The sequence below is a fragment of the Paenibacillus pedocola genome, assembly GCF_031599675.1.
In the GTDB taxonomy this organism is placed as follows: Bacteria; Bacillota; Bacilli; order Paenibacillales; family Paenibacillaceae; genus Paenibacillus_AQ; species Paenibacillus_AQ pedocola.
In genome coordinates, this window is sequence record NZ_CP134223.1 from 246,894 (window position 1) to 269,736 (window position 22,843).

The 22,843-nt window shown below is 53.4% G+C and carries 13 protein-coding genes; all 13 read left to right on the plus strand.

Annotated features, from left to right (window positions below):
- Window positions 1–17: 17 nt before the first annotated feature.
- The 13 genes from iolD (at window position 18) to QU597_RS01235 (ending at window position 22,786) form a co-directional block, all read left to right on the plus strand.
- Window positions 18–2,042 carry a 3D-(3,5/4)-trihydroxycyclohexane-1,2-dione acylhydrolase (decyclizing) gene (gene iolD / locus QU597_RS01175; protein ID WP_310830993.1) on the plus strand — a complete coding sequence of 675 codons (2,025 nt, stop codon included), beginning with the start codon at window positions 18–20 and terminating at the stop codon, window positions 2,040–2,042.
- A 99-nt stretch (window positions 2,043–2,141) separates the two neighbouring features.
- Window positions 2,142–3,038, plus strand: coding sequence for a myo-inosose-2 dehydratase (gene iolE, locus QU597_RS01180; protein WP_310833201.1), 897 nt, complete (start codon window positions 2,142–2,144; stop codon window positions 3,036–3,038).
- Between the two features lie 949 nt (window positions 3,039–3,987).
- On the plus strand, window positions 3,988–4,119 hold the full coding sequence (locus QU597_RS01185) for a hypothetical protein (RefSeq protein WP_310830994.1): 132 nt from the start codon (window positions 3,988–3,990) through the stop codon (window positions 4,117–4,119).
- A complete protein-coding gene (locus tag QU597_RS01190) occupies window positions 4,119–6,368 on the plus strand; it encodes a helix-turn-helix domain-containing protein (protein ID WP_310830995.1) in 2,250 nt (749 codons plus the stop codon). The genes QU597_RS01185 and QU597_RS01190 overlap by 1 nt, the downstream gene beginning before the upstream one ends.
- A gap of 404 nt (window positions 6,369–6,772) precedes the next feature.
- Window positions 6,773–8,386 (plus strand): extracellular solute-binding protein, encoded by a 1,614-nt coding sequence (locus QU597_RS01195; RefSeq protein WP_310830996.1) that lies wholly within the window; start codon window positions 6,773–6,775, stop codon window positions 8,384–8,386.
- Between the two features lie 73 nt (window positions 8,387–8,459).
- Entirely contained in the window at window positions 8,460–9,362 is a 903-nt protein-coding gene (locus tag QU597_RS01200; protein WP_310830997.1) for an ABC transporter permease, read from the plus strand.
- 22 nt (window positions 9,363–9,384) lie between these two features.
- Entirely contained in the window at window positions 9,385–10,257 is an 873-nt protein-coding gene (locus QU597_RS01205; RefSeq protein WP_310830998.1) for a carbohydrate ABC transporter permease, read from the plus strand.
- Between the two features lie 31 nt (window positions 10,258–10,288).
- Complete coding sequence (locus QU597_RS01210; protein ID WP_310830999.1) at window positions 10,289–11,239, plus strand: sugar phosphate isomerase/epimerase family protein; 951 nt, start codon at window positions 10,289–10,291, stop codon at window positions 11,237–11,239.
- A gap of 5 nt (window positions 11,240–11,244) precedes the next feature.
- Window positions 11,245–12,033, plus strand: a complete 789-nt coding sequence (locus QU597_RS01215) for a hypothetical protein (protein WP_310831000.1) — start codon at window positions 11,245–11,247, stop codon at window positions 12,031–12,033.
- Window positions 12,034–12,092: 59 nt separating this feature from the next.
- Window positions 12,093–13,841, plus strand: a complete 1,749-nt coding sequence (locus QU597_RS01220) for a hypothetical protein (protein WP_310831001.1) — start codon at window positions 12,093–12,095, stop codon at window positions 13,839–13,841.
- Between the two features lie 88 nt (window positions 13,842–13,929).
- On the plus strand, window positions 13,930–15,321 hold the full coding sequence (locus tag QU597_RS01225) for an MATE family efflux transporter (protein WP_310831003.1): 1,392 nt from the start codon (window positions 13,930–13,932) through the stop codon (window positions 15,319–15,321).
- A 320-nt stretch (window positions 15,322–15,641) separates the two neighbouring features.
- A complete protein-coding gene (locus QU597_RS01230) occupies window positions 15,642–21,380 on the plus strand; it encodes a S8 family serine peptidase (RefSeq protein WP_310831004.1) in 5,739 nt (1,912 codons plus the stop codon).
- Window positions 21,381–21,538: 158 nt separating this feature from the next.
- The gene (locus tag QU597_RS01235) at window positions 21,539–22,786 is read left to right on the plus strand and encodes a helix-turn-helix domain-containing protein (protein WP_310831005.1); all 1,248 of its coding nucleotides are present in this window, start codon (window positions 21,539–21,541) and stop codon (window positions 22,784–22,786) included.
- Window positions 22,787–22,843: the final 57 nt, after the last annotated feature.

Here is a 22,843-nt window from a genome sequence, read left to right on the forward strand (position 1 = left end):
TGAAGGGAGGAAATGAAGTGGAGCGAATCAGATTAACGACGTCGCAGGCGCTGGTAAAATTTCTGGATCAGCAGTATGTGGACTTTGGCAGTGGCCCGGAACGCTTCATCCATGGCATATTTACCGTCTTCGGCCATGGTAACGTGCTCGGTCTGGGACAGGCGCTGCAGGAAGCACCGGGCGGACTGACGGTCTACCAGGGACGGAACGAGCAGGGAATGGTGCATGCAGCGACCGCGTTCGCTAAGCAGAGCCGCAGGCGGCGGATTATGGCTTGTACCGCTTCTGTCGGGCCGGGTTCGGCCAATATGCTGACGGCTGCTGCGACGGCGACGGCGAATCAGATTCCTGTGCTGCTGCTGCCCGGCGACACTTTTGCCACCCGTCAGCCGGATCCGGTGCTGCAGCAGATGGAGCATACTTACAATCTTTCGATTACGGTCAACGATGCCTTCAAGGCGGTGAGCAAATATTGGGACCGGATTTACCGGCCGGAGCAGCTGATGACGGCACTGCTGAACGCGATGCGGGTGCTGACCGATCAGGCCGATACCGGGGCGGTTACGATCGCACTGCCGCAGGATGTGCAGGGGGAAGCGTGGGATTATCCGCTGGAGTTCTTCAAGCGGCGTATCCACCGGGTCGCCCCCCGGCTCCCCCGTCCGGATGAGATCGCTGCGGCGGCCGACCTGATTGCCGGCAAACAGCGGCCTTTGCTGATCTGCGGCGGCGGTGTCCGGTATAGTGACGCCGGAGCTGAGCTGCGCGCTTTTGCCGAGAAATTCGCCATCCCCTTCGGGGAGACACAGGCCGGAAAAAGCGCGGTGGCCAGCAGTTTCGCCTACAACCTCGGCGGCATAGGGGTCACCGGCAACGGCTGCGCCAATACGCTGGCGCAGGCTGCCGATCTGGTGATCGGTGTCGGCACCCGGTTTACGGATTTCACCACAGGCTCGAAGAGCCTGTTCGCGCATCCTGAGGCGGAGTTTCTGACGCTCAACGCCTCACCTTACCATGCAGCTAAGCTGGACGCACTGGCTGTGGTCTGTGATGCTGCAGAAGGTTTGAAGGCGTTATCTGCTGCTTTGGAGGAACGCGGCTATCGCTCTGCTTATACGGATGAAATCACAGAGGCCAAGAAGGCATGGGCAGCGGAAAGAACACGTCTGGCCAGTGTGGAGTATACGGGGATAAAGGGCAGCTTGAAGGCGGGCGGTGCGAAGGATGGCGGTGTGAAGGAAGCCGATGCGTTGAATGGTGTGAAGGAAGCAGACCGCCCGGCAGATTCATTCGTGCCGGAAATTGCCGGACATCTCGATGAGAGGCTACCCGAGTATGCGGAGGCGCTGAATACTTCGCTGGCGCAGACACAGGTGCTTGCGATACTTAATGAATATATCCCTGAGGACGCCATCGTCATCGGAGCAGCCGGCAGCCTGCCGGGCGATATGCAGAGGATATGGAATTCGGCTGTGCCGGATACTTACCATATGGAATACGGATTTTCGTGTATGGGGTATGAGGTCGCCGGTGCACTCGGCATCAAATTGGCTGAACCGGAGCGGGAAGTATACGCCCTGGTCGGAGACGGCAGCTATCAGATGCTGCATTCGGAGCTGGTAACGAGCCTGCAGGAGAACAAGAAGATCAACGTCATACTGCTCGACAATGCAGGCTTCGGCTGCATCAACAATCTGCAGATGGAACAGGGTCTGGACAGCATGGCGACGGAGTTCCGCCATCGCGGCCAAGATGGCCAATTAAGCGGCGGGCTGATGGTCATCGACTATGCAGCCAGTGCCGCCGGCTATGGGGTTAAGACCTTCCGGGCGGCGACTGTGGAAGAGCTGCGTAATGCTCTAGCGGAAGCCCGGCGGGCGGAACGGTCCACGCTGATCGACATCAAGGTGCTGCCGAAGACAATGACACACGGCTATGGAGCCTGGTGGCATGTCGGTGTACCGGAAGTGTCCGGCAGCGAAGCCGTGCAGACCGCCTACGGGCAGAAAAAAGGGCAGCTGGAGAAGGCACGCAGTTATTAAGTTGTTTAAGCAGCTTGTGCTGCCGAAGCAAGGGAACTCTGCGGCGGGCGGCTGAAGCCTGCTGCCATACCTGTGATAATGGAAGGGGTAGTACCCATGATGTTCAAAGAACATGCGGTCCGGCTGGCCATTGCCCCCATCGCCTGGACTAATGATGATATGCCCGAACTGGGGCGGGACAATACGTTTGAGCAGTGCATTAGTGAGATGGCACTTGCCGGGTATGAGGGCAGCGAGGTGGGTAACAAATATCCGCGTTCTCCGGAGCGGCTGCACCGGGCGCTTGAGCTGCGCGGGCTGCAGATTGCCAGCGCCTGGTTCAGTGCCTACCTGACGGCAGGTCCTTATGAGGAGACCGCTAAAGCTTTTATCGCCCACCGTGACTTTCTGCATGAGATGGGAGCCAAAGTGATTGTGGTTTCCGAGCAGGGGCGGAGCATCCAAGGGCAGATGGATACGCCGCTGTTCGCTGCCAAGCCTGTGTTTACGGAACAGGAGTGGGCGGCGCTCGCTGCGGGTCTGGGCGGGCTGGGCCGCCTGGCTGCTGAGAAGGATATGTCGCTTGTCTATCACCACCATATGGGAACCGGAGTGCAGACGGCGGCTGAAATCACCCGGCTGATGGAGCTCACTGATCCCGGCGAGGTATCCCTGCTGTTTGATACCGGGCATCTGGCTTTTGCCGGTGAGAATCCTTTGGAGGTGCTGCGGGCTCATCTGCCGCGGATTAAGCATGTCCACCTGAAGGATATCCGGCCCGGGGTTGTCCAGCGTGTGATTTCGGATGGGCTCAGCTTCCTGCAGGCGGTAAAAGCAGGAGCGTTCACCGTGCCGGGTGACGGGTGCATTGCGTTTGCTGAGATTTTTGCCGAGTTGGCGGCGGCGTCCTATACGGGATGGTTCGTGGTGGAAGCGGAGCAGGACCCGGCGCTGGCCGATCCGCTGGAATACGCGATCAAGGCGCGCCGTTATATCCGGGAAGTCAGCGGTTTGTAAGCCTTGTTGGGCGGCGGACCGGGCGGCCGTGATCTGGCGGATTTGCCCATGTGAGTGTGTATGCGGGGTTGTGCGGCTGCGGCTGTGCTTACCCCGCCTTTTGCATTGGTTAGGAGCGTGTGGACTCCTACTGTTGCGGGGATAAAAAGCATCGGAAATGTGTGGATTAAGGAGGAAATCTTCGTAAGGAGATGGAGCCTGGCCGTCCCGGGCGGAAGTCCGGCCACCGGATGGAATCAGAGGGATAAATCCCTCTGATTGGGCGGAAACCCGGCCACCGGGCGAAAATAGAGGGATAAATCCCTCTGATTGGGCGGAAACCCGGCCACCGGGCGAAAATAGAGGGATAAATCCCTCTGATTGGGCGGGAACCCGGCCACCGGGCGAAAATAGAGGGATAAATCCCTCTGATTGGGCAGAAACCCGGCCGCCGGGCGGAATTAGAGGGATAAATCCCACTGATTGGGCGGAAACCCGGCCACCGGGCGAAAACAGAGGGATAAATCCCTCTGATTGGGCGGAAGCCCGGCCACCGGGCGAAAATAGAGGGATAAATCCCTCTGATTGGGCGGAAGCCCGGCCACCGGGCGAAAATAGAGGGATAAATCCCTCTGATTGGGCGGGAACCCGGCCACCGGGCGAAAATAGAGGGATAAATCCCTCTGATTGGGCGGAAGCCCGGCCGCCGGGCGGAAATAGAGGGATAAATCCCACTGATTGCACAGAAACCCGGCCACCGGGCGAAAATAGAGGGATAAATCCCTCTGATTGGGCAGAAACCCGGCCGCCGGGCGGAATTAGAGGGATAAATCCCACTGATTGGGCGGAAACCCGGCAGCCAAACTCTCCGGTTTGGTTTAGGGCCATCCGGCTGCTTCATTCGTCACCTCCGGGGAACAAGATTGTTACGAGAATCCATTATTTTCCCTGTTGGCCGGGTCCCGGAGGCATGTGCTATAATGGCAGCAATTCGGACGGAAGCTTCGATTATTTGAGCGCAGCCGAGTTTCCGGAGCGGCGTGTGCATGGAGCGGCCGGACCGCGGCCTGGTATCCTAACGGTTGTGGAGGGGGTTGTCTAATGTTCCGTACCTGGTATCACCGATTGCTGCTATCCTACTTTCCTATCTTTTTGCTAACTGTGACAATCCTGATTTTTGCCTCGTTTGTATTTATCAATGACATCTCCCGGATGGAGACCAAGAAGGCGGACCGCATCTCAGCCAGTTATCTCATGGATAATGTGGACCGGACGGTCAAAGAAGTCGAACTGTCTGTACTGGAAGCTGCCGAACGCAGCGATGCCTATAAGCGTTACTTTAATAATCAGGGTAAAGCGGATACGGGGGCAATCTATGCAGTAGCCCAGAGCCTGCGTGGTCTTATTCACGAATCCTCCTACATCCAATCGATCTATCTGTACGACAAAAGAAATGAAAGCGTTTTAACGGAAACTGGATTGAAGGAGCTTACCGGATTTGTAGACGAAGGCTGGATTAGGCAAATAACCTCCGGTGTTCTGCCGGAAGGCTGGCAGCCCGTCAGGGAATATAAATATGAGTTTATTCAGCGTACGCCCATACGTGTGCTTACTATAAATAAAGCCATGCCGCTTCCCTTCGGCTCAGGGGGGGTACTGGTGATCAATATCAAAATGAGCGGAATTGAGCAGCTTGTCGACAGCATGGTCAATCAGCAGCTCTCTTTCCTGACCATTTCCGGCAGCGATGGACAGACCGTGTATCAGGCGCATTCGGACAGTGAGGGTGCCGCCAGCGGCAAGCTGCTGAACACGCTTTATCTGGAGAGGCTCGGCTGGACGTTCTCCAGCGGAATTAAGGCAGGCAACCTGTTCAGCTGGGTGTCTGTGATTTCCTATCTCTGGGTGGCGATTGCCCTTGGGACGGTTATCTGTGCGATTTTTTACCTGGTCTATGTGACCCGGCGCAATTATAAACCGATCCAGGTGATTATGAACCGGATTGAAGGCCACCAGATCCGTATGATGGACCGGTCGACCGACCGGCCTGACGAAATGATGCTCATTGACGGGGTGCTGGAGGATCTGATTAACAACATGACGGATTATGATAAAAAAAGCCGGGAGAACCTGCTGCTGCAGCGCAGCAAGCTGTTCACCGATCTGCTGCACAGCGAGCGGCTCGACAACGTCATCCAGCGGCTGGAGGAACTGTCACCGCTAACCGGTGCCGATTCCTCCTCCCGCTTTATGGTTGTGCTCAGCGAAATTAACCGCTATGAGCAGGTATTTGAGGACCGTTATACAAGGGGAGACCAGAATACGCTCAAGTTTGCCTTGATGAACGTGTTTCAGGAATTGGCGCGAAATGCTGAGCTTCAGGGCTGGGCGGAGTGGGTCGGGACCGAGCGGGCCGCGATTCTCTTCCTGGCCACCGGCAGCGATGAGGAAATGACCGGCAAGATCCGCATTTTCGCTGAAGACTGCCGTTCCTGGGTAGAGCAGAATTTGCGGATCTCGCTCAGCTTCGGCATCGGCCCGGCTGCATCCGGACCGGGAACGATCCGGGAGTCTTATGCAGCGGCCGAATATGTCATGCAGCATAAGCTGCTGATGCAGGAAGATATCGCGCTGGCGGAATGCGGGGAAGCGCGCCAGCCGCTGCTTGAAACGTACAAATATCTGCAGATGATTGCCGAGTTTGTCAAACAGTTCCGGATGTCGAGCGGTCAATGGCGGGAGCAGCTGGAGTCGATTTTTGAGGCGTTTGAACAGGATTTTCTGCAGGATGACGATATCCGCTCGCTGATTCAGGCTATGCTGCAGATGCTGAGCCGTGAAGTGGCCGTGATGTCGGAGCAGCTGCAGGATGAGCTGTCGGCAGAGAATGCCCGGGTCCGGCTGAAGGGGCTGGAAAAGGCTGACTCCATCGGTGAAGTGAAGAGCATTCTGTTTGAATATTTGACAGAGTTATTCCGGACCTATGTCTCTGTCAGTGAGACCAAAAGCTACCGGGCGATGGTCAACGAGATGAAGAACTATATCGAGGAGAACTTTGCCAATCCGGATCTTTCCCTGAAGCATTTAAGTGACCGGTTTCAGGTGTCCGGCAAATATGCCAGCTACCTGTTCAAAACGGAATTCAAAATGAAATTTGTTGATTTCGTTACGGAGCTGCGGATGAAGGAAGCGGAACAGCTGCTGCTGGAGACGGAATATTCACTGCAGGATATCGCGCTCCAGGTGGGCTATGCAAATGCGATTACGTTCGGCAGGGTATTTAAGCGGGTTGCCGGCATCACGCCCGGCGATTACCGTTCTTTGAAGCGCCGCGGAGCATCCAAAGCCTAAGGCGGTTGTCCTGTTAATGAATCCATGGCGAAGCAGTTTCAGCTTGCCGGTACCAAAGGTGAAACGTCGGACTGATTCTGGCTTGCCAGGCCGCATTCCTGCTCGCAAAGCTCCGTCAGGAGCATGCAAACACGGATGCGGCCTCTTTTTTTACTGCTTATGAAAGCGGTTTATCATACGAAAATGGTTGGTCCGATAAACCGGAAGTCCGAATTCGCGGCAAAGGACATATCCGAAACAGGTTTATTGTCAGACTGCCGAAAGTTATGGAATACTGTGGGCATCCCGAACGGCAAGCGGTCAAGCAGCACATCAGAGGATTTCCGCTTAGGGATGGACAGGTGGAAGGCACGGGGATCATAAAGTCACCATTATAGCCTTGTAAAGGCGAAGGAGATGGAACAATGACAGTGAACGTAAACCAAGGATTTCTGAAGAAGGCCATCGGAATCGGATTGACCGCAGTAATGGGGGCTTCCCTGCTGGCGGGCTGCTCCTCTGATTCCAAGACAAACACGGCAGATGGAAGTACAGCAGCACCAAGTGAGAGCGCCGAGCGTGTCACACTGAAGGTAGAAATCTTTGACCGCGGCAACAGCCCGGAGCCTTATACCATTACCAACAACTATCTGTCCCAGCTGATTCAGAAAAATTTCGGCGATCCGAATAACATTGATGTCGAATTCGTGCCGGTTCAGCGCTCTGAGGAAGTTACGAAGCTGAATGTACTCATGGCAAGCAACACGGATGTGCCTGATATTGTATTTACGTATGATTCCAGTGTATTTTACCGCTACGCCCAGCAGGGCGGCCTGACAGATGTCGGGGATCTGCTCGATCAATATGGTTCGAACCTGAAGAAATTCATTGGCGACGAAACACTGGCATTCGGCCAGCTTGACGGCAAGCAGTTCTCCATCCCGGGCAAACGGGCGATTACGGGCCGTTACAGCTCCTACATCCGCCAGGATTGGCTCGATAAACTGGGCCTCCCTGTACCGACAACAACTGACGAGCTGTATACAACTTTGAAAGCGTTTAAAGAGAAGGACCCGGGCGGTCTCGGAAGCAAAAACATCCCAATGGGCATGGCGCTCGCTCCGGCCCAGTTCGAGACACTGATCTATTCCTTCATGAAGCCGATCAGCGGGGATCTGACCTACAGCCAGCGCTATGAGCTGCCGCTGCATGAGGGCTTCAAAGATGCGATGCAATTCCTCAATAAGCTCTACAATGAAGGGCTGATCAGCAAGGATTTCAGTCTGGACGAGGATAAAACCCAGCTGGCCAAGGATATTCAGAACGGCAACGTAGGCTATTGGTCAGAGGATGTGGATGTCCTGTTCTATGCCGACGGAACCCTTGATAATCTCTCCAAAAATGTAGAGGGCAGCAAGGTGCTTCCGGTGGATGTTCTGACTAACGCCAAGGTCGACAATAAGCACATTAAATCCCGCTATGCCTCGAACGGCATGTACATTATGATTCCGAAGAGCAGCAAACGTGCGGTGGAAGCGGTTAAGTATCTGGACTGGATGGCTTCAGGGAACAACCTGATCGATATCTACAGCGGTGTTGAAGGGGAAAACTATGATCTGGTTGACGGCATTCCAGTAGTTAAAGCAGATGTTCCTCAGGAATTTGCTGACCGTCTGTTCAATGCCGGTGACACAGCAATCATCTCCAACGGCAAAAACCTCGGAGATCAGGCTACCAACGAAAAAGCATGGATCAGCGGCTTCCCGGAACGCAACCAGGAAATGCTGAAGCAGTCGATTGCGATTGCCAATACCGACACCGTCGGCCCGATCGTCTTTGGTAAGCCAATTGAAGCGGAAGGCCAATACGGCACTACTCTCAATGACAAGCTGGCCGTAATTATTGTGAAGACCGCGATGGCTAAGCCGGATGAGTTCGAATCCGTATATGAGCAGGAGATGAAGGATTACATGTCCCTGGGCGGAGATAAGCTGAAGGCAGAGCTGGAGAAGGCACTTACAGAGCTTCCGGCTAAATAACAAATATAAAGTGAAAACCGGGGGGGAGGTGAGATGCCGCTTCACCCGGTTTTTCTCATAGGAGGAGACCGACTTGAGCAAAGCGAGTTACTTTAGACGGTATTGGCAACTCTATGCGCTGCTTTCGCTGCCTATTATCTATTTTCTAATTTTCCGTTATGGTCCGATGTATGGTGTGCAGATCGCTTTTAAGGATTTCAATTTGTTCCAGGGGATCGGCGGCAGTGAGTGGATCGGCTTCGACGCCTTCCGCGAGGTTTTTGGCATGAGGGAGTTCTACAGCACCCTGCGCAATACGTTTATGCTGAATTTTCTGGATTTACTGGTCTCCTTTCCGGCCCCGATTATTCTGGCGATTATGCTGTATGAAATCAAGTCGGTATGGTTCAAAAAAATATCGCAGACCATCCTCTACATCCCCCATTTTATTTCCTGGGTAATCATCGGGGGGATCGTCTATCAGTTGTTCGGCAACCAGTCCGGTATGGTGAACGAAGTGCTGCAGGGGCTGGGCCTCTCTCCCATTCCGTTCCTGACCGAAAAAAATCCTTGGCTCATTACGTACTTGTTTACTGGCGTCTGGCAAAGTGCCGGCTGGGGAACCATCCTGTATCTGGCGGCATTGACCGGTGTCAACCGCGAGCTGTTCGAAGCAGCTGAAGTCGATGGGGCAACCAGGCTCAAGAAGATCCGCTATATTACGCTTCCAAGCATTAAACCAACCATCGTGACCCTGCTTATCCTCAACCTCGGGAAAATGGTCAGCATCGGCTTTGACCGTCCTTACATCATCGGGAATACAGCGGTACGTGAATATTCCGATGTGCTCAGCACCTTTGTATACCGGATCGGTCTGGAATCGGGCCAATATACGCTGGCTACTGTAGTCGGATTGTTCCAGGCGGTGGTGGGGCTGGTATTCATTCTCGGCTCCAATTATATTTCGAAAAAAGTGACCGGCAACGGCATCATATGATAAAAGAAGGAGGCGGAGTGCTATGAGTGAACGCACCTCAAACCGGATTTTTGATATCGTCAATATTACATGTGTTACCTTGTTCGTCCTGTTCTGTCTGGCTCCGTTTTTGCACGTAATTGCTGTGTCGCTCAGCTCCAACCGGGCAATCACATCCGGTGAAGTGACGATTTTCCCGATAGAAGTGAACTGGAATGCATACATTAATGTATTTTCTGACAATGCGATGATCCGCTCGCTCATCTTTACGATCATTCTGACGGTGGCCACCACGCTGCTTTGCATGATCTTCACGATTGCAGCAGCCTATCCGCTGACCAACACTAAACTGAAGGGCCGCAAGTTTTTCATGTATCTGATCATCATTACCATGTTTTTCAGCGGAGGGATTATTCCTGAATATCTGCTGATCCGTGATCTGAAAATGATCGACTCGGTCTGGTCACTGATTCTGCCCGGTCTGGTCAGCCCGTTTAACCTGATTATCCTTATCTCCTTCTTCAACAATATTCCGCCAAGTCTGGAAGAATCGGCTGAAATCGATGGCAGCTCGCATTTCCGCACATTAATGAGCATTATCCTGCCGTTATCTATGCCGGTTATGGCCACATTGGCGCTCTTTTATGCGGTGGGGCGCTGGAACGGCTTCCAGGATTCACTTATGTATATCAATAATCCCGATCTGTACCCGCTTCAGCTCAAACTGTTCCAGATGGTGCAGAACAATATGGTCTCCGAATTGACACAGATGGAGGGGGCCAACCGGACTGCGCTGACTCCGGAGAGCCTCAAAGCAGCAACGGTTATCTTCGCTACGGTGCCGATCCTTGCCGTGTATCCGTGGCTGCAGAAATATTTTGTCAGCGGGGTCATGCTTGGTGCCGTCAAAGGGTGACCTGCAAGGCAGGGTGTACAGAAGGGAGAACATGGCTGTGGAAGACAAAGGAGCATTCTCATTCTCAACCTGCTGGAATATTAAACGGCATACGGATGGCAGCAGCATGCTGCGGGAAATCCGTGAGCTTGGCTTCCGGCGGGTGGAGCTGAACTATAATGTCACCGAAGCAATGCTGGGGGCGATTGAGCCGATGATCGAGCGGGGGGAGATCGGCGTTTCCAGTGTTCATAACACCTTCCCTCACGTTCCCGATCCCGATTACGGCACGGATTCCGTGCTGCTGGGCTTCGGGGATGAGACGAAACGGCAGCGGGCGGTGGAGCTGCTGGTCCGTTCGGCTGAGTACGCCCAGCGTTACGGCGGCGAGGCCGTGGTGGTGCATCCCGGCGAAGTGCCTTTTCCGAATGATATTGCCAAGGAGCTGGAGCAGATTTACAGCGGACAAGGCAGGGATTCGGAAGCGTACCGCAGCAAGTGGGCGGAGCTGCTGGAACGGCGGGAGGCTTATAGCGCCGGCTATGTGCAGACGATTATCCGCAGCCTGGATGAAGTATGCAACCGCGCGGCCTCCAAGGGCATAAACGTCCGCTTTGGGATCGAGACACGCTCCCGGCCGCAGCAAATTCCAACGCTCGCGGAAGCCAAAACGGTAATAAGCGCGTTAAAGGGCGCACCTGTCGGCATCTGGTATGACACCGGCCATGCCATCATGATGGACCGGATGGGCTTGTATGACAGTGTAGGAGAGATGGAGGGGTTGATGGATGATATCGTGGGCGTTCACGTCCATGAGACCATCGGCCTCTCCGACCACTGGTGTCCCTATGTGAACAGCGGAAATATGGAATTCTATGATGCCTATTTACCGATGATTGAGCGGGCCCAGGTCAAGGTGTATGAGCTGAAGGCGGCTTGCCGGCCGGAGGAAATTCATGAGAGCCACCGCCTGCTTACGGCTAAGCTGGCGGGCAGGGGGTAGGCGGTATGCTGAGCGCTGAAGATGATAAGCTGAGCGATGCAGACCGCAAGTTAAGCGATGAAGACCACAAGTTAAGTGATGAAGACCAGATCATGAGCGATGAAGACCATAAGTTAGGCAATGAAGATAGCAAGCTGAGCGATGCAGATCGTAAGCTGGCTATCCGGTATGCCCCGCGCTTATGGTTCGACCGAAGCGAGCTGTTTTTCCCGGTCCGCTTCGGTGTAACTGTGCTGCGGAAGGACGGGGTTTCCCCCTCCTTCCGGCGCCGTCTGGCCGAGAACCGTCCCGAAGTAGAAGCGATTGTGGAATATGCGATATATTACGATTATGATATCCAGCATCTCTATGATCTGGAGCATGTGTGGGTATATATCGGCAGGAACGGGGAGGTGGCGGATGTTGAAGCCAGCTTCCACGGGAAATACCTGAAAGGGCTGCTCCGCGGCTCCGCCAATCTGAGCGGAACGCGGGCCGTTCTGTATGTCCAGCCCGGCAAGCATGCCCTCTCCCCGATCCCTGAAGTCTTTGAGCTGCTGCCGGCCTTTGCCTCCTGCACGCAGGAGGAAGCCGGGGCGGACGGGCTAATCTTCGGGGATTTCTTCCGCGGCATTCTGGCTACGGACGAAGAGACAGACCGGCGGGTCCGGCGTTATCTGCAGACCTGCCGGTTCACGCCTTCTCTGTCTTATGAGGAATGGATATATGCTGACCGGGAGGATCTGTTCGTTTCCTGGAGCCAGCTGTTTGCAGAAATTCCCGGACGTATCCGCAGGGAGCTGGGCCGGCTGTAGATAAGTTATACGAGGACCAGTTATGATACAAGAAATGATTCTTAATGGAGGGAACCATCATGTATAAGCAACTGGTGGCCAGCAATGATCTGGCGGTAGAGAGCGGATTATCCCGGCAGGTGCTTGATCCGGAGTGCCGGTATTACGGAGGTACCATAGATCCCGGCACAGGCGTTGCCTGGGTCAATCACACCACCGGCACACCGACTGAGATGTGTTATTGGGGGGCCGCCCTGGTAAACCCCGATTCTAAGTACTACCGGGATGAAGAGCTGCTGGACCGGCTGCGGCTGGCAACGGAGTTCGTGCTGCGTGCCCAGCATGAGGACGGCTCCATCTCCCCGGGCTGGACGAACTATCATTCCCCGCCGGACACGGCCTTTGTCATCGTCGGTTATGCCCAGCTCTATCAGCTGCTGGCGCAGCAGGAATGGCAGCCGCTCCAGCCCGTGCTGGACAATATGAGATTGTTTCTTGAGCGGACGCTGCCCGTCATGCTTACGGGCGGCGTCCATACCCCGAACCACCGCTGGGTGATCTGTGCGGCGCTTGGATTTCTGCATAAGCTGTTTGGACTGGAAGAGCTTGTGCAGCGAGCGGATCAGTGGCTGGCAGAGGGAATGGACATTACCCCGGACGGGGAATGGACGGAGCGGAGCAACGGCATTTACAATGCAGTCAGCGACATCATGCTGATTCATGCCGCCCGCCTGCTGGACCGGCCGCAGCTCCTGGAACCGGTCCGTCTGAATCTGCGGATGATGGTCTATCTGGTCCATCCTTCGGGCGAGGTCGTGACCGATTATTCCGGGCGGCAGGATCTGGGGAGTGTCCATGATCTCTCCCCGTATTATTTGCCCTACGCAATTCTGGCCCGTGCAGACAACGATGCGCAGTTCGCTGCCATGGCGGAATGGGCCGGGCGGGCGCTCAGCCATCCGGGCGTCTGCTCGGCCAATGTGCTGGTGAGGATGCTGCTTGAGCCAGAGCTTAAGCAGTCTTTCGGGGCCGTGGCAGAGCTGCCTGTGAAGTACGAGACGCTACTGAACGGGGATTTTCTGCGGCACAGCTATCTGCAGGACATGGAGGCCGCCGGTCATCAGGGGCGGATTTTTCACAGCCGGCTGCATACCGATTTCGGGGCACCCGTTGCCCGCTTTAGGGATGAAGATACCAGTGTAACGCTGATCACGGAGACACCGTCTTTCTTTGCGCTGCGCCATGGTGCTGTGCGGCTGCTGGCCGTGCAATTGGCGTCTTATTTCAATCCGGGATTCGTCCCGATGCAGGAAATAACGAAGCTGTCCGCCGGATACCGCCTCGCAGGCGAGCAGAAGAAAGGGTATTATGGTCCGGTCGAAGGAGCCCTTCTTCCGCCGACTGCAGCAGCAGCGGTCAGCCCCTGGTATCTGCTCCCGCACCAGAGCCGTACGCTCACACATGAGCAGACGTTTCGCGTGGAGGCGGAGGTGCAGCGCACAGACACGGGCTGGACGATCCGGGTGCATTGTGAGGAGCCGGGGGAGGTCATGACCCAGCTGTCCTTTGTTTTTGGCAGGGAAGGAAGCTTTACTTCTGGCGAGCTGCAGGCGGTAGAAGAGGATCGCTACCTCTGGAGCGGAGGCGTTCTCCGCTATACCAGCGGCGAAGACTGGTTGGAACTGACGGGGGGAGAGCTTGGCCATCTGGCGAGTACGGTACGTGAAGCGAAGCTGCAGAACAACTGCAAGGCGGTGCTGGTCAATGTGATGACCCCGTTCGATAAGACATTCACCCTGACGCTCTCTCCTTCTATGAGAAGTGTCTAATCTCTGAGAGAATCGGCGGATTCCTTGACTTCTGGACTCCATATGTTAGAATGACGAAACCCTAATTCTAATATAAAGAAGTGAAGTTATGCTAGAGCCCAAGGTAAAGGGGAAACGGGGCAGCCTGTTCCTCGACAAGTATTTTTCCGGAGAATCCATAGATTACCGCCAAATGATAGCGTTATTTATACCGCTTCTGGTCGATCAGGCCTTTATTGTCGGTCTGAATCTAGTGAATACGGCGATGATCAGCTCGTCCGGTGTGGCGGCGATCAGCGCCGTTAATATGATCGATTCACTTAATATTTTTTTGATCAGTGTGTTCATTGCAGTTTCCACTGGAGGGACCGTTGTTGTCGCCCAGTATAAAGGGAGCGGTAATGACCAGATGGTCTCCAAAGCCACAGCCGGTGCAGTCTCATCAGTTTCTTTGATGGCGCTATGCATCGGCTTGTTCGGGATTGTGCTTCACGGTCCGCTGCTGAACCTGCTGTTTGGTGCGGCTTCGCCAGAGGTAATGGCCAATGCCAGGACGTATCTTATCGGAAGCAGCCTGTCCTATCTGGGTATCGCTGTTGTAGAAGCGGTCTGCGGTGCATTGCGCGGAATCGGCAGGACCAGGGCTTCACTCGTGCTGTCTCTGATCATGAACCTGATCTATGTTCTGCTGAATTTTGTATTCATTAACGGTCTGCATATGGGTGTGTTCGGGATGACCATTGCCATCAACGTATCCAGATATCTGGCTGCGGTCTGCGCACTCATCTATCTGTTCCGGATGGACAATACGCTGCATGTGAGAATCCGCGATTTGCTGGTCTTGAACTGGACGATGCTCAAACGAATTATGAATATCGGCCTGCCGTTTGCCGCAGAGCAGATGTTTTTTAACGGCGGTAAGATTCTGACCCAAGTCTTCATCGTCAGTCTGGGCACCTATGCGATTGCCACGAATGCCATCACGTCTACCCTGGCCGGAGTCATGCAGATTCCTGCGAATGCCTTGTCCCTGACGCTCATTACAGTGGTAGGCCAATGCATGGGCAGCAGAAATGTGAAGGACGCCCGCAAATTCGTCAAATCGTTTCTTTGGCTGTCGTCGGTTTCCTTTGTGCTGATGGCGCTGCTGATCTTCCCGTTTTACCATCCGCTGGTGTCCTTGTTCCATCCTCCGGCTGAGATTATCGGCGACATTTTCCTGGTCTTCCTGATCAATTCCATTGCCCAGATTCCGCTGTGGTCGATCAGCTTCATTACACCGTCGGCCCTTCGGGCCGCGGGTGATTCCAAATATACATCGATGGTTTCGATGCTGTCGATGTGGCTGTTCCGCGTTGTGCTGGGATATCTGCTCGGCATCCAGTTCGGTATGGGCATTGTCGGTGTATGGCTGGCGATGAACTGCGAATGGGGCGTGCGGGGCTTCATCTTCCTGCGGCGGTTCCTTGGCGAGAAATGGGTTCAGCATAAGGTAATCTAATCCAGGGTCGGGGCAGGATGTTATATATATGAATTCTGTACAGCCTCATTTGGGGTAAAACAGAGCAGGTACGGCGGCCGCTTTCAAGAGAAAGCGGTTTTTTTGGCGCGATTTCGTCTGCGCGGATCATGTTTTATCCGAATAAATGACAATAAACCTACTAATATTTCCTTTTTTACTATGAGTTGAATCACGCAATTACCCCAATTTACAGCAAAAATCCTACAGATTATAGTAAGTTAAAAAATTGGGTCCAAGCACATTTGCAGTATGTCTGTTGATCTACCAATCTATTAACTTTGATGTCATGGAGGAATCTAATGAAGCGCAGAACAATGAATCGCTTATTTTCCGGCACAATCGCAGGGGGAATGCTGGTTTCTACTTTACTGGCCCCTGCCGCTTTTGCGGCGCCTTCCGCGGGCAGTAAGTTCACCTCGGAACAGGCGGCAGCTATTCTTAAGGGATTGACCCCGGCACAAAGACAGGCACTGGAACAGATCAGTGTCAGTACCGGACCGGTTATTTCGCCCGAAATTAACACGGAGAGCACAGAGCTTGTCAACGTTATCGTCCAATTTATCCCTGAACCGGCGGCAGTAGCCGGGCTGACAAGTGCAGGAAAGGCGCAGAAATTCTCTTTGACCTCCGCTGAAGATCAGGTAGAACAGTCCCATGAGGACTTCAAGGCTTTTATCGGTAAACTGAAGGTCAACAAACTGGAGAGCCGCAGCGCATTCGCGTATAACCCGTCGGAAATTTCGATCTATCAGGAGTACCGCGAAGCTTTTAACGGTGTGGCTGTGACCTTGCCGGGCACTGCTGTGCGGGATTTGGCGAGTTCCGGTCTGGTCAAAAAGATCTGGAATGATACTACAGTTCAATTGCCGGAGGATACGGTTATTCCTACTGATCTTACAGGGGAAGACAACGCCGCTGATTTGACTGCAGGAGAAGAGGCCGCCGACACCAGTAAGCTGATGATGGAAAGCTTTCCAGTCATTGGGGTGGACAAGCTGCATGACGAGGGCGTTACCGGTAAAGGCATCAAGGTAGGTATTCTGGATACCGGGATTGATTATAATCACCCCGATTTGACCAGCGTCTATCACGGATACCGTAAGACGGATGGTGAAAATCCGGCGGCTGTCGATCCGGCAACCGTTAAGGGCTGGGACTTTATTGACAATGATGCCGATCCAATGGAGACCACGTACAAAGATTGGGAGGCAGCTGGTAAGCCGGAATCCGATTCAGAAGAATATTTTACTGCACATGGTACGCATGTAGCGGGGACGATTGCCGGCCAGCAGGCCAATGATGTCGATTATGCCGCCCTGGGTGTTGCGCCCGATGTCGAGCTGTATTCCTACCGTGTCCTCGGTCCATATGGATCGGGTGCGAACAGCGGGATTATCGCCGCAATCGACAAGGCGGTTCAGGATGGAATGGATGTTATCAACCTGTCGCTCGGTTCGAAGCTGAATGATCCGCTCGATCCAACGTCCATAGCCATTAATAACGCAATGCTTGCCGGTGTAGTCAGCGTAATTGCCGCAGGCAACGACGGTCCGGCGGCGGGTACGCTCGGAACACCGGGCGCCAGCGCACTGGGGATAACGATCGGTGCCTCCAGCGTGCCGATCGCCATTCCTACGGTTACGGCTTCCGTATATGATGCGGCCGTTCCGGCAGCCGCAGATGAAGAGTCTGCTACGGTTACGGATACGGTCTACCAGCCGCTGACGATGAAGCTGTTCGGGGAAGAGTTCAACTATGAACCTGCCAGCATCGTCGGTACAGAGCAGGAAATCGTATACGCGGGCTTAGGCAAGGCTGCTGATTTTGCAGGCCTTGATGTGGCTGGCAAAGTTGCCCTGATCGCACGCGGAGAGATCGGCCTGAACATCAAAATCAAGAATGCCGCCAAAGCCGGTGCGATTGCGGCCATTATCTATAATAATACAACCGGTTATATCGATAATTATCTGGGTGAGGCTTCCGGGTATATTCCGACCTTCCAGGTTGAGCAGGCGGCAGGCGAGAGCCTGAAGAAGATGGCCAAGCCTTACATCAGCTTTACGGATGTGAGCGACACCGTGTCGCAGGGCGATTTGCTGGCTGATTTCAGCTCGCGGGGGCCCGTGTCCGGAACAGATGACATCAAGCCTGACCTTGTAGCTCCGGGTGTAGCGGTATTCTCCACCTATCCGGTATATATGAATGATCCGGTCAACCAGAGCAACTATGATATCGCCTATACGCGGATGTCCGGTACGTCCATGGCGACTCCGCATGTTACCGGCATCGCCGCTCTGATTCTGCAGAAGCATCCGGACTATACGCCTTTTGATGTCAAAGCTGCCCTTATGAATACCAGCGTTGACTTAAATAAGGACTATTCGATCTATGAAGTCGGCGCAGGACGAGTAGATGCTTATCGTGCAGTTCATGCGGATACGACCGTTAAGGTGCTGGATACAACCACCAGCGTTTCCGCTGACAATGAGTATGTTGAGATTGCCGATATTACCGGTTCCCTGAACTACGGAAGTGTGTATACCGAAGAAGGGAAGACCACTTCAGCCAGCAAGACGCTGGAGCTGGATAACGGGGCTGAGAACGCCAAGACCTATCACCTGGAGCTGGAGCTGCCTTCGAGCGCCCCGATTACACTAAGCAGAGACGAGGTATCCGTACCTGCAGAATCCAGCACAACCTTCGATACCCAGCTGCTGGTAAATGATTCGGTGCCGAACGGAACCTATGAAGGATATATTCATGTAATCAACGAAGCAGATGCTGCGGACGTTTACCAATTGCCGCTGCTCATCCGGGTATCGGACAAAGGCCTCGATTACCTGGAAATGGATCCGCCCGCAATTTCTAATAACTATGTGATGCATTCCTACTCCAATTGGGTTACAACTGCCTATTTCTCTATGAAGAGCCCGATGGAGACTATGGATGTCTATCTTAAGGATTACAAGACCGGAGAGGTACTAGGATTCCTGGGCACTGTAAATACTGCAGATCTTGCTGTAGGTAAAGACATCATGCTGTTCAATTTGTTCAAAGGCTATGTCTATCCATTTACAGAAGACGGCAGCATCTCTAAAGTCTCCCGCTTTGTTCCAGAGGGTGAATATGCGCTGGAGGCGTTCTCCATAGATGCGGACGGTGAATCCTATCAAGTGGAATCACCGATGACATTGGTAGATAATACATCACCGGAGCTTTCACTTAAGACTACGAATGCTGCCGGAGATACAGCTGTACTGACTCCACAGATCATTGAAGTGAATGATGATTCGCTGTTCACGACAGAAACGTATGACGGCAAAGATATTTCCGCTATCTGGGTACACGGGAACATTACAGACAGCAGCGTGAAGACACTGCAAGAGGCGGGATATTCCTATGATCAAAGCGACAATACGGTAAGCTTTTATGAATACGGCAGCCCGTTCATGTCCGGTTACTTTAAGGCCGATAAGAACGGTGACTTCCGTTACGGGATTACGAAGGAAGACTTCGCATCGGAACCTTATGAACTGCGGCTCTTCGGCTGGGACCCTGCAACGGTAGGGACGACCTGGCTGGGCAATAAATATGTGTATCTGACCCCTGATACCACTTATGCACTTACTGAACTGGACCGGGAAACGGTAAAAGTAGGTGATACCTTTACTGCGACGATCAACATGAATAATCTGAAAGCATTCACCGGAGCGGAGTTTACACTTCAGGAACTTACCGGGAACTTCAAACTGGAGTCGCTGGATGTCACGGATGAATTCAAGGCACTTGCGGCAAAGCAGGGGGCTACGGTGGAGCTCCAGGATGATATCAAAGATTTCTACAGCAGCGTAAAAGTAAAACTGCAAGGTGAGAACCTTACCGGGATCGATGGCGATGTACCGTTCCTGAAGCTGAAATATAAAGTAAGTGGCGACTCCTACTATAATAAGGTGGCCACGATTCTGGCTACGGATCTCTTCGTGACTCAAGCCGGGACGGAAGAAGCCTTATATACTCCGTCGTATACAACGGATTATATGGATTTTGTATCCAAGACTTCGCGGTTGTACGGCTTTGTAAGCCCGGAAGCCTTCCTGGTTAACGGGGAATATATGGAGTTTGGCAAGGATTACAGCAAGATGAATTTCGAAGTATTTGCGGAAACTGAATCCGGCAAAAAATATACGGCAACCGTAGACCGGAATGCCCAATATGATCTTAAATCGATTCCTGTCTCAGACGAGGTAATCAAAGTAACCTTCAAAGCGCCGGGACACACTTCTATCAGCCGCTCAAGCACTGCTTACAAGATTGAAGACGGCAAGATGATCGGCTCGCAGCAGCTGTTATCCCTGCACGGCTCGCTGGCCGGGGATGTCAACGGCGATGAAGTTATCGACATTCTTGATTTGCAGCAGGCTGGACTGGCTTATAATACCAGTGATCCCAAGTCTGATATCAACCAGGACGGAACCGTGGATGATACAGATATCCAGTTTATCGTGAAGAACTTCCTGTCACTTGGCCAGAATGCCGCTGTAGATGCGGTTCCTCAGGACAAGATTGGCGGGATTGGCCTGGACGAGATGCTGGAACAAATCAAGAACGGCACGCCTAATAGCGGCGGCGGTACAGACAACGGCGGTGGAACCGACAACGGCGGCGGTACTGACAACGGCGGTGGAACCGATAACGGTGGTGGTACGGATAACGGCGGTGGAACCGATAACGGCGGTGGAACCGATAACGGTGGTGGTACTGACAACGGCGGTGGAACCGATAACGGCGGCGGTACCGACAACGGCGGTGGAACCGATAACGGTGGTGGTACCGACAACGGCGGCGGTACCGACAACGGCGGCGGTACTGATACAGTCAACGGCAATACTGGCAACACAAGTAATACAGGCAGCAGCAATACCGGAAGTGCTCCGGTTGTGGTTACTGAGCAAACTGTGCCGGCTTCCGATTTGGCGGCTGTCACTAACGGTGTAGCAACAGTAGACGGTAAAGCGGGCGTTCCGGTGAAACTGCCGGCTAATAGCGGGGAACTGCTCAAGGGCAGCAGCCTGGCAGTGCACACGGATGCCGGAATGGTAACCATTCCGTCTGGGGTGCTGCAGGCACTTGCAGCGCAGGCGAACGACAATAATCAGGGCAATATCTACTTGAATATTGCAGCTAAGGCGGCAACGCCTGCACCTGCTGAAGCGGGTGTGGCGCTGACAGCAGGCGGCGTTTATGATTTCAATCTCTTCTATAAGAAGGCGAATGGCGAAGAAGTGCGCCTTGCAGCCTTCCCGAAAGAAATTCAGCTAACGCTATCTTACAACAACAGTCTGAACGCCGATCTGTCAGGCATCTATTATTTGAACGAACAGACCTCTGCCTGGGAATATGTAGGCGGCAAGGTCAATGCAGCACAGCATACCATCACCGCAAATGTAGGCCATTTCAGCACTTACGGTGTACTGGCTTACGAGAAGAGCTTTACCGATCTTTCCGCTTCGCACTGGGCTACGGGAGCCGTTAAGGCATTGTCGGCGAAGCACATCGTAACCGGCCAGTCGGAAACGCTGTTCGCTCCGGATGCCAAGACAACACGGGCTGAATTCGTGGCGATGATTGTACGGGCCTTGGGATTGCATACGGGGGTAGAAGATACGCAATTCAGCGATATTCCGGCAGATGCCTGGTATGCGGATGAAGTGGCTGCGGCGCATGGGGCCGGATTGGTTAACGGCCTTACGCAGACCGCGTTTGCACCAGATCGGAGCATTACCCGTGAAGAAATGGCAGTTATTGCAGTTAAGGCTTATAAATATGCGGCAGCGAAACAAGCCGGGGCTTCGGCCAACACTCAGGTGTACAAGGATCAATCGTCCATCTCTTCCTGGGCGGCGGCGAGCATCCAAGAGGCAGCAGGCCTGGGAATTATGTCAGGGCATGCGAGCGGGCTGTTCGCTCCGAAAGCGGCGGCAAGCCGGGCCGAAACTGCGCAGACCATTTATAATCTGTTGACTGCGGCAGGCAAGTAATATCAACTTTTCATATTTAGGCAAAAAGCCGGGGGAATATCGCTGCAAGAGCGGTAACCTCCCGGCTTTTTTTAATGGAATAACTCTTGAATCTGTCTTTACCGTTGTATAATAAAGAGAGCTTACTGCTGTACTTTAACGGAAAAGAGGACTTAAGAATGACTGAGGGGAAAATCATCAAGCACTACCGGGAGAAGCAGCAATTAACCCAGCGTGAGCTTGGTCATGGGATTTGCTCAGTGACTCATCTAAGCAAAATAGAGCGGGGCATCACCGAGTATTCCTCCGAAATCATCGATTTATTATGCGGGCGCCTCAATATCAATATGGCTACAGAGATAGAACGTTTCCATATGACCCAGCGCAAGTTAAACGAATGGCATGATGCGATGGTAATGCAGCGGACGAAAGAAGCGGAGATCCTGAAGGAGCAGATTGAGCGGGAAACACTTAAAGATTTGCCCGATTACAAAATCCCGTATCCCCTGCTGTTAACCCGTTACTATTTATATAACAATGACTTGAAGCCTGCTTCCAGGCTGATCCGGGAGATTGGAAAGGATGAATATGCTTCGCCTTACGTGCGCAACTATTTTAAGCATCTTCAGGGAATCTATTATTTTTTGTCGGGTAAATTCCTGGAATGTATCGGCGTTTTGACGGAGATTGACGAGCCGGAGTATACCGAACAGGAGTATTTCTATCATTTGGCGCTTGCGTATCATTCGATTCATTCCAATATTATCGCCTACTATTATGGGGAAAAAGCGCTGCAATATTTCCGCAAGACACTTAATCTGGTGCGGATTATCGATACCGAGACCCTTTTGCTGATTCAGCTGAGTGTGAATGAACCGCATTATTTCTCGATAGCTAAGCAGTCTTACGAAAATCTGATCAAAGCCTGTGAGTTATGCGGCTCTATCGACCGCAAGTACAAGCTGCTCCATAACCTTGCCTTTGAGCATATGCGCCGGGGGCTGTACGACGAAGCGGCCGACCTGTTCGAACAGGTGATGGAGCTGATTAGCGGGCCGGACCATTCGTTCTACCTGACTGTGCTTGACTGCTATATCACTTCCTGCGTGGGCGCTAAGCGCCTTCCCGTATCCGAATTGCTTGCTTTAACCTATCAAGGGCTGACACTGGCGACGGAGCGTACAGACAACCGGGCGATTAACTTTAACCTGCTGATGCTGTCGCTGAAAGAGGATTGGCAGCCGTATTACCGTTATATTGAGGAGGAAGCCCTGCCGCATTTCCGCAGCAATGGCGACACCTATGCCATCGAGCGGTATGAGCGCAAGCTGTTGTCCTATTATCTAAAGAGCGGCGAACGCGATAAAGCACTGGATCTTTCGCTCTCCATGATTGGCGGCATGAGCAGCGGGCTGGAGAATTATTGATACATCCGGGATGGCCGAGGCGGAGGTGCTGTTTCCGTTATAAAAAAAGAGACCACC

Coding starts and splice junctions, on each gene's coding strand:
- QU597_RS01230 (WP_310831004.1), top strand. CDS start 15,642: ATGAAGCGCAGAACAATGAATCGCTTATTTTCCGGCACAATCGCAGGG.
- QU597_RS01190 (WP_310830995.1), top strand. CDS start 4,119: ATGTTCCGTACCTGGTATCACCGATTGCTGCTATCCTACTTTCCTATC.
- QU597_RS01225 (WP_310831003.1), top strand. CDS start 13,930: ATGCTAGAGCCCAAGGTAAAGGGGAAACGGGGCAGCCTGTTCCTCGAC.
- QU597_RS01210 (WP_310830999.1), top strand. CDS start 10,289: ATGGCTGTGGAAGACAAAGGAGCATTCTCATTCTCAACCTGCTGGAAT.
- QU597_RS01195 (WP_310830996.1), top strand. CDS start 6,773: ATGACAGTGAACGTAAACCAAGGATTTCTGAAGAAGGCCATCGGAATC.
- QU597_RS01205 (WP_310830998.1), top strand. CDS start 9,385: ATGAGTGAACGCACCTCAAACCGGATTTTTGATATCGTCAATATTACA.
- QU597_RS01215 (WP_310831000.1), top strand. CDS start 11,245: ATGCTGAGCGCTGAAGATGATAAGCTGAGCGATGCAGACCGCAAGTTA.
- QU597_RS01220 (WP_310831001.1), top strand. CDS start 12,093: ATGTATAAGCAACTGGTGGCCAGCAATGATCTGGCGGTAGAGAGCGGA.
- QU597_RS01235 (WP_310831005.1), top strand. CDS start 21,539: ATGACTGAGGGGAAAATCATCAAGCACTACCGGGAGAAGCAGCAATTA.
- QU597_RS01185 (WP_310830994.1), top strand. CDS start 3,988: ATGTGCTATAATGGCAGCAATTCGGACGGAAGCTTCGATTATTTGAGC.
- iolE (WP_310833201.1), top strand. CDS start 2,142: ATGTTCAAAGAACATGCGGTCCGGCTGGCCATTGCCCCCATCGCCTGG.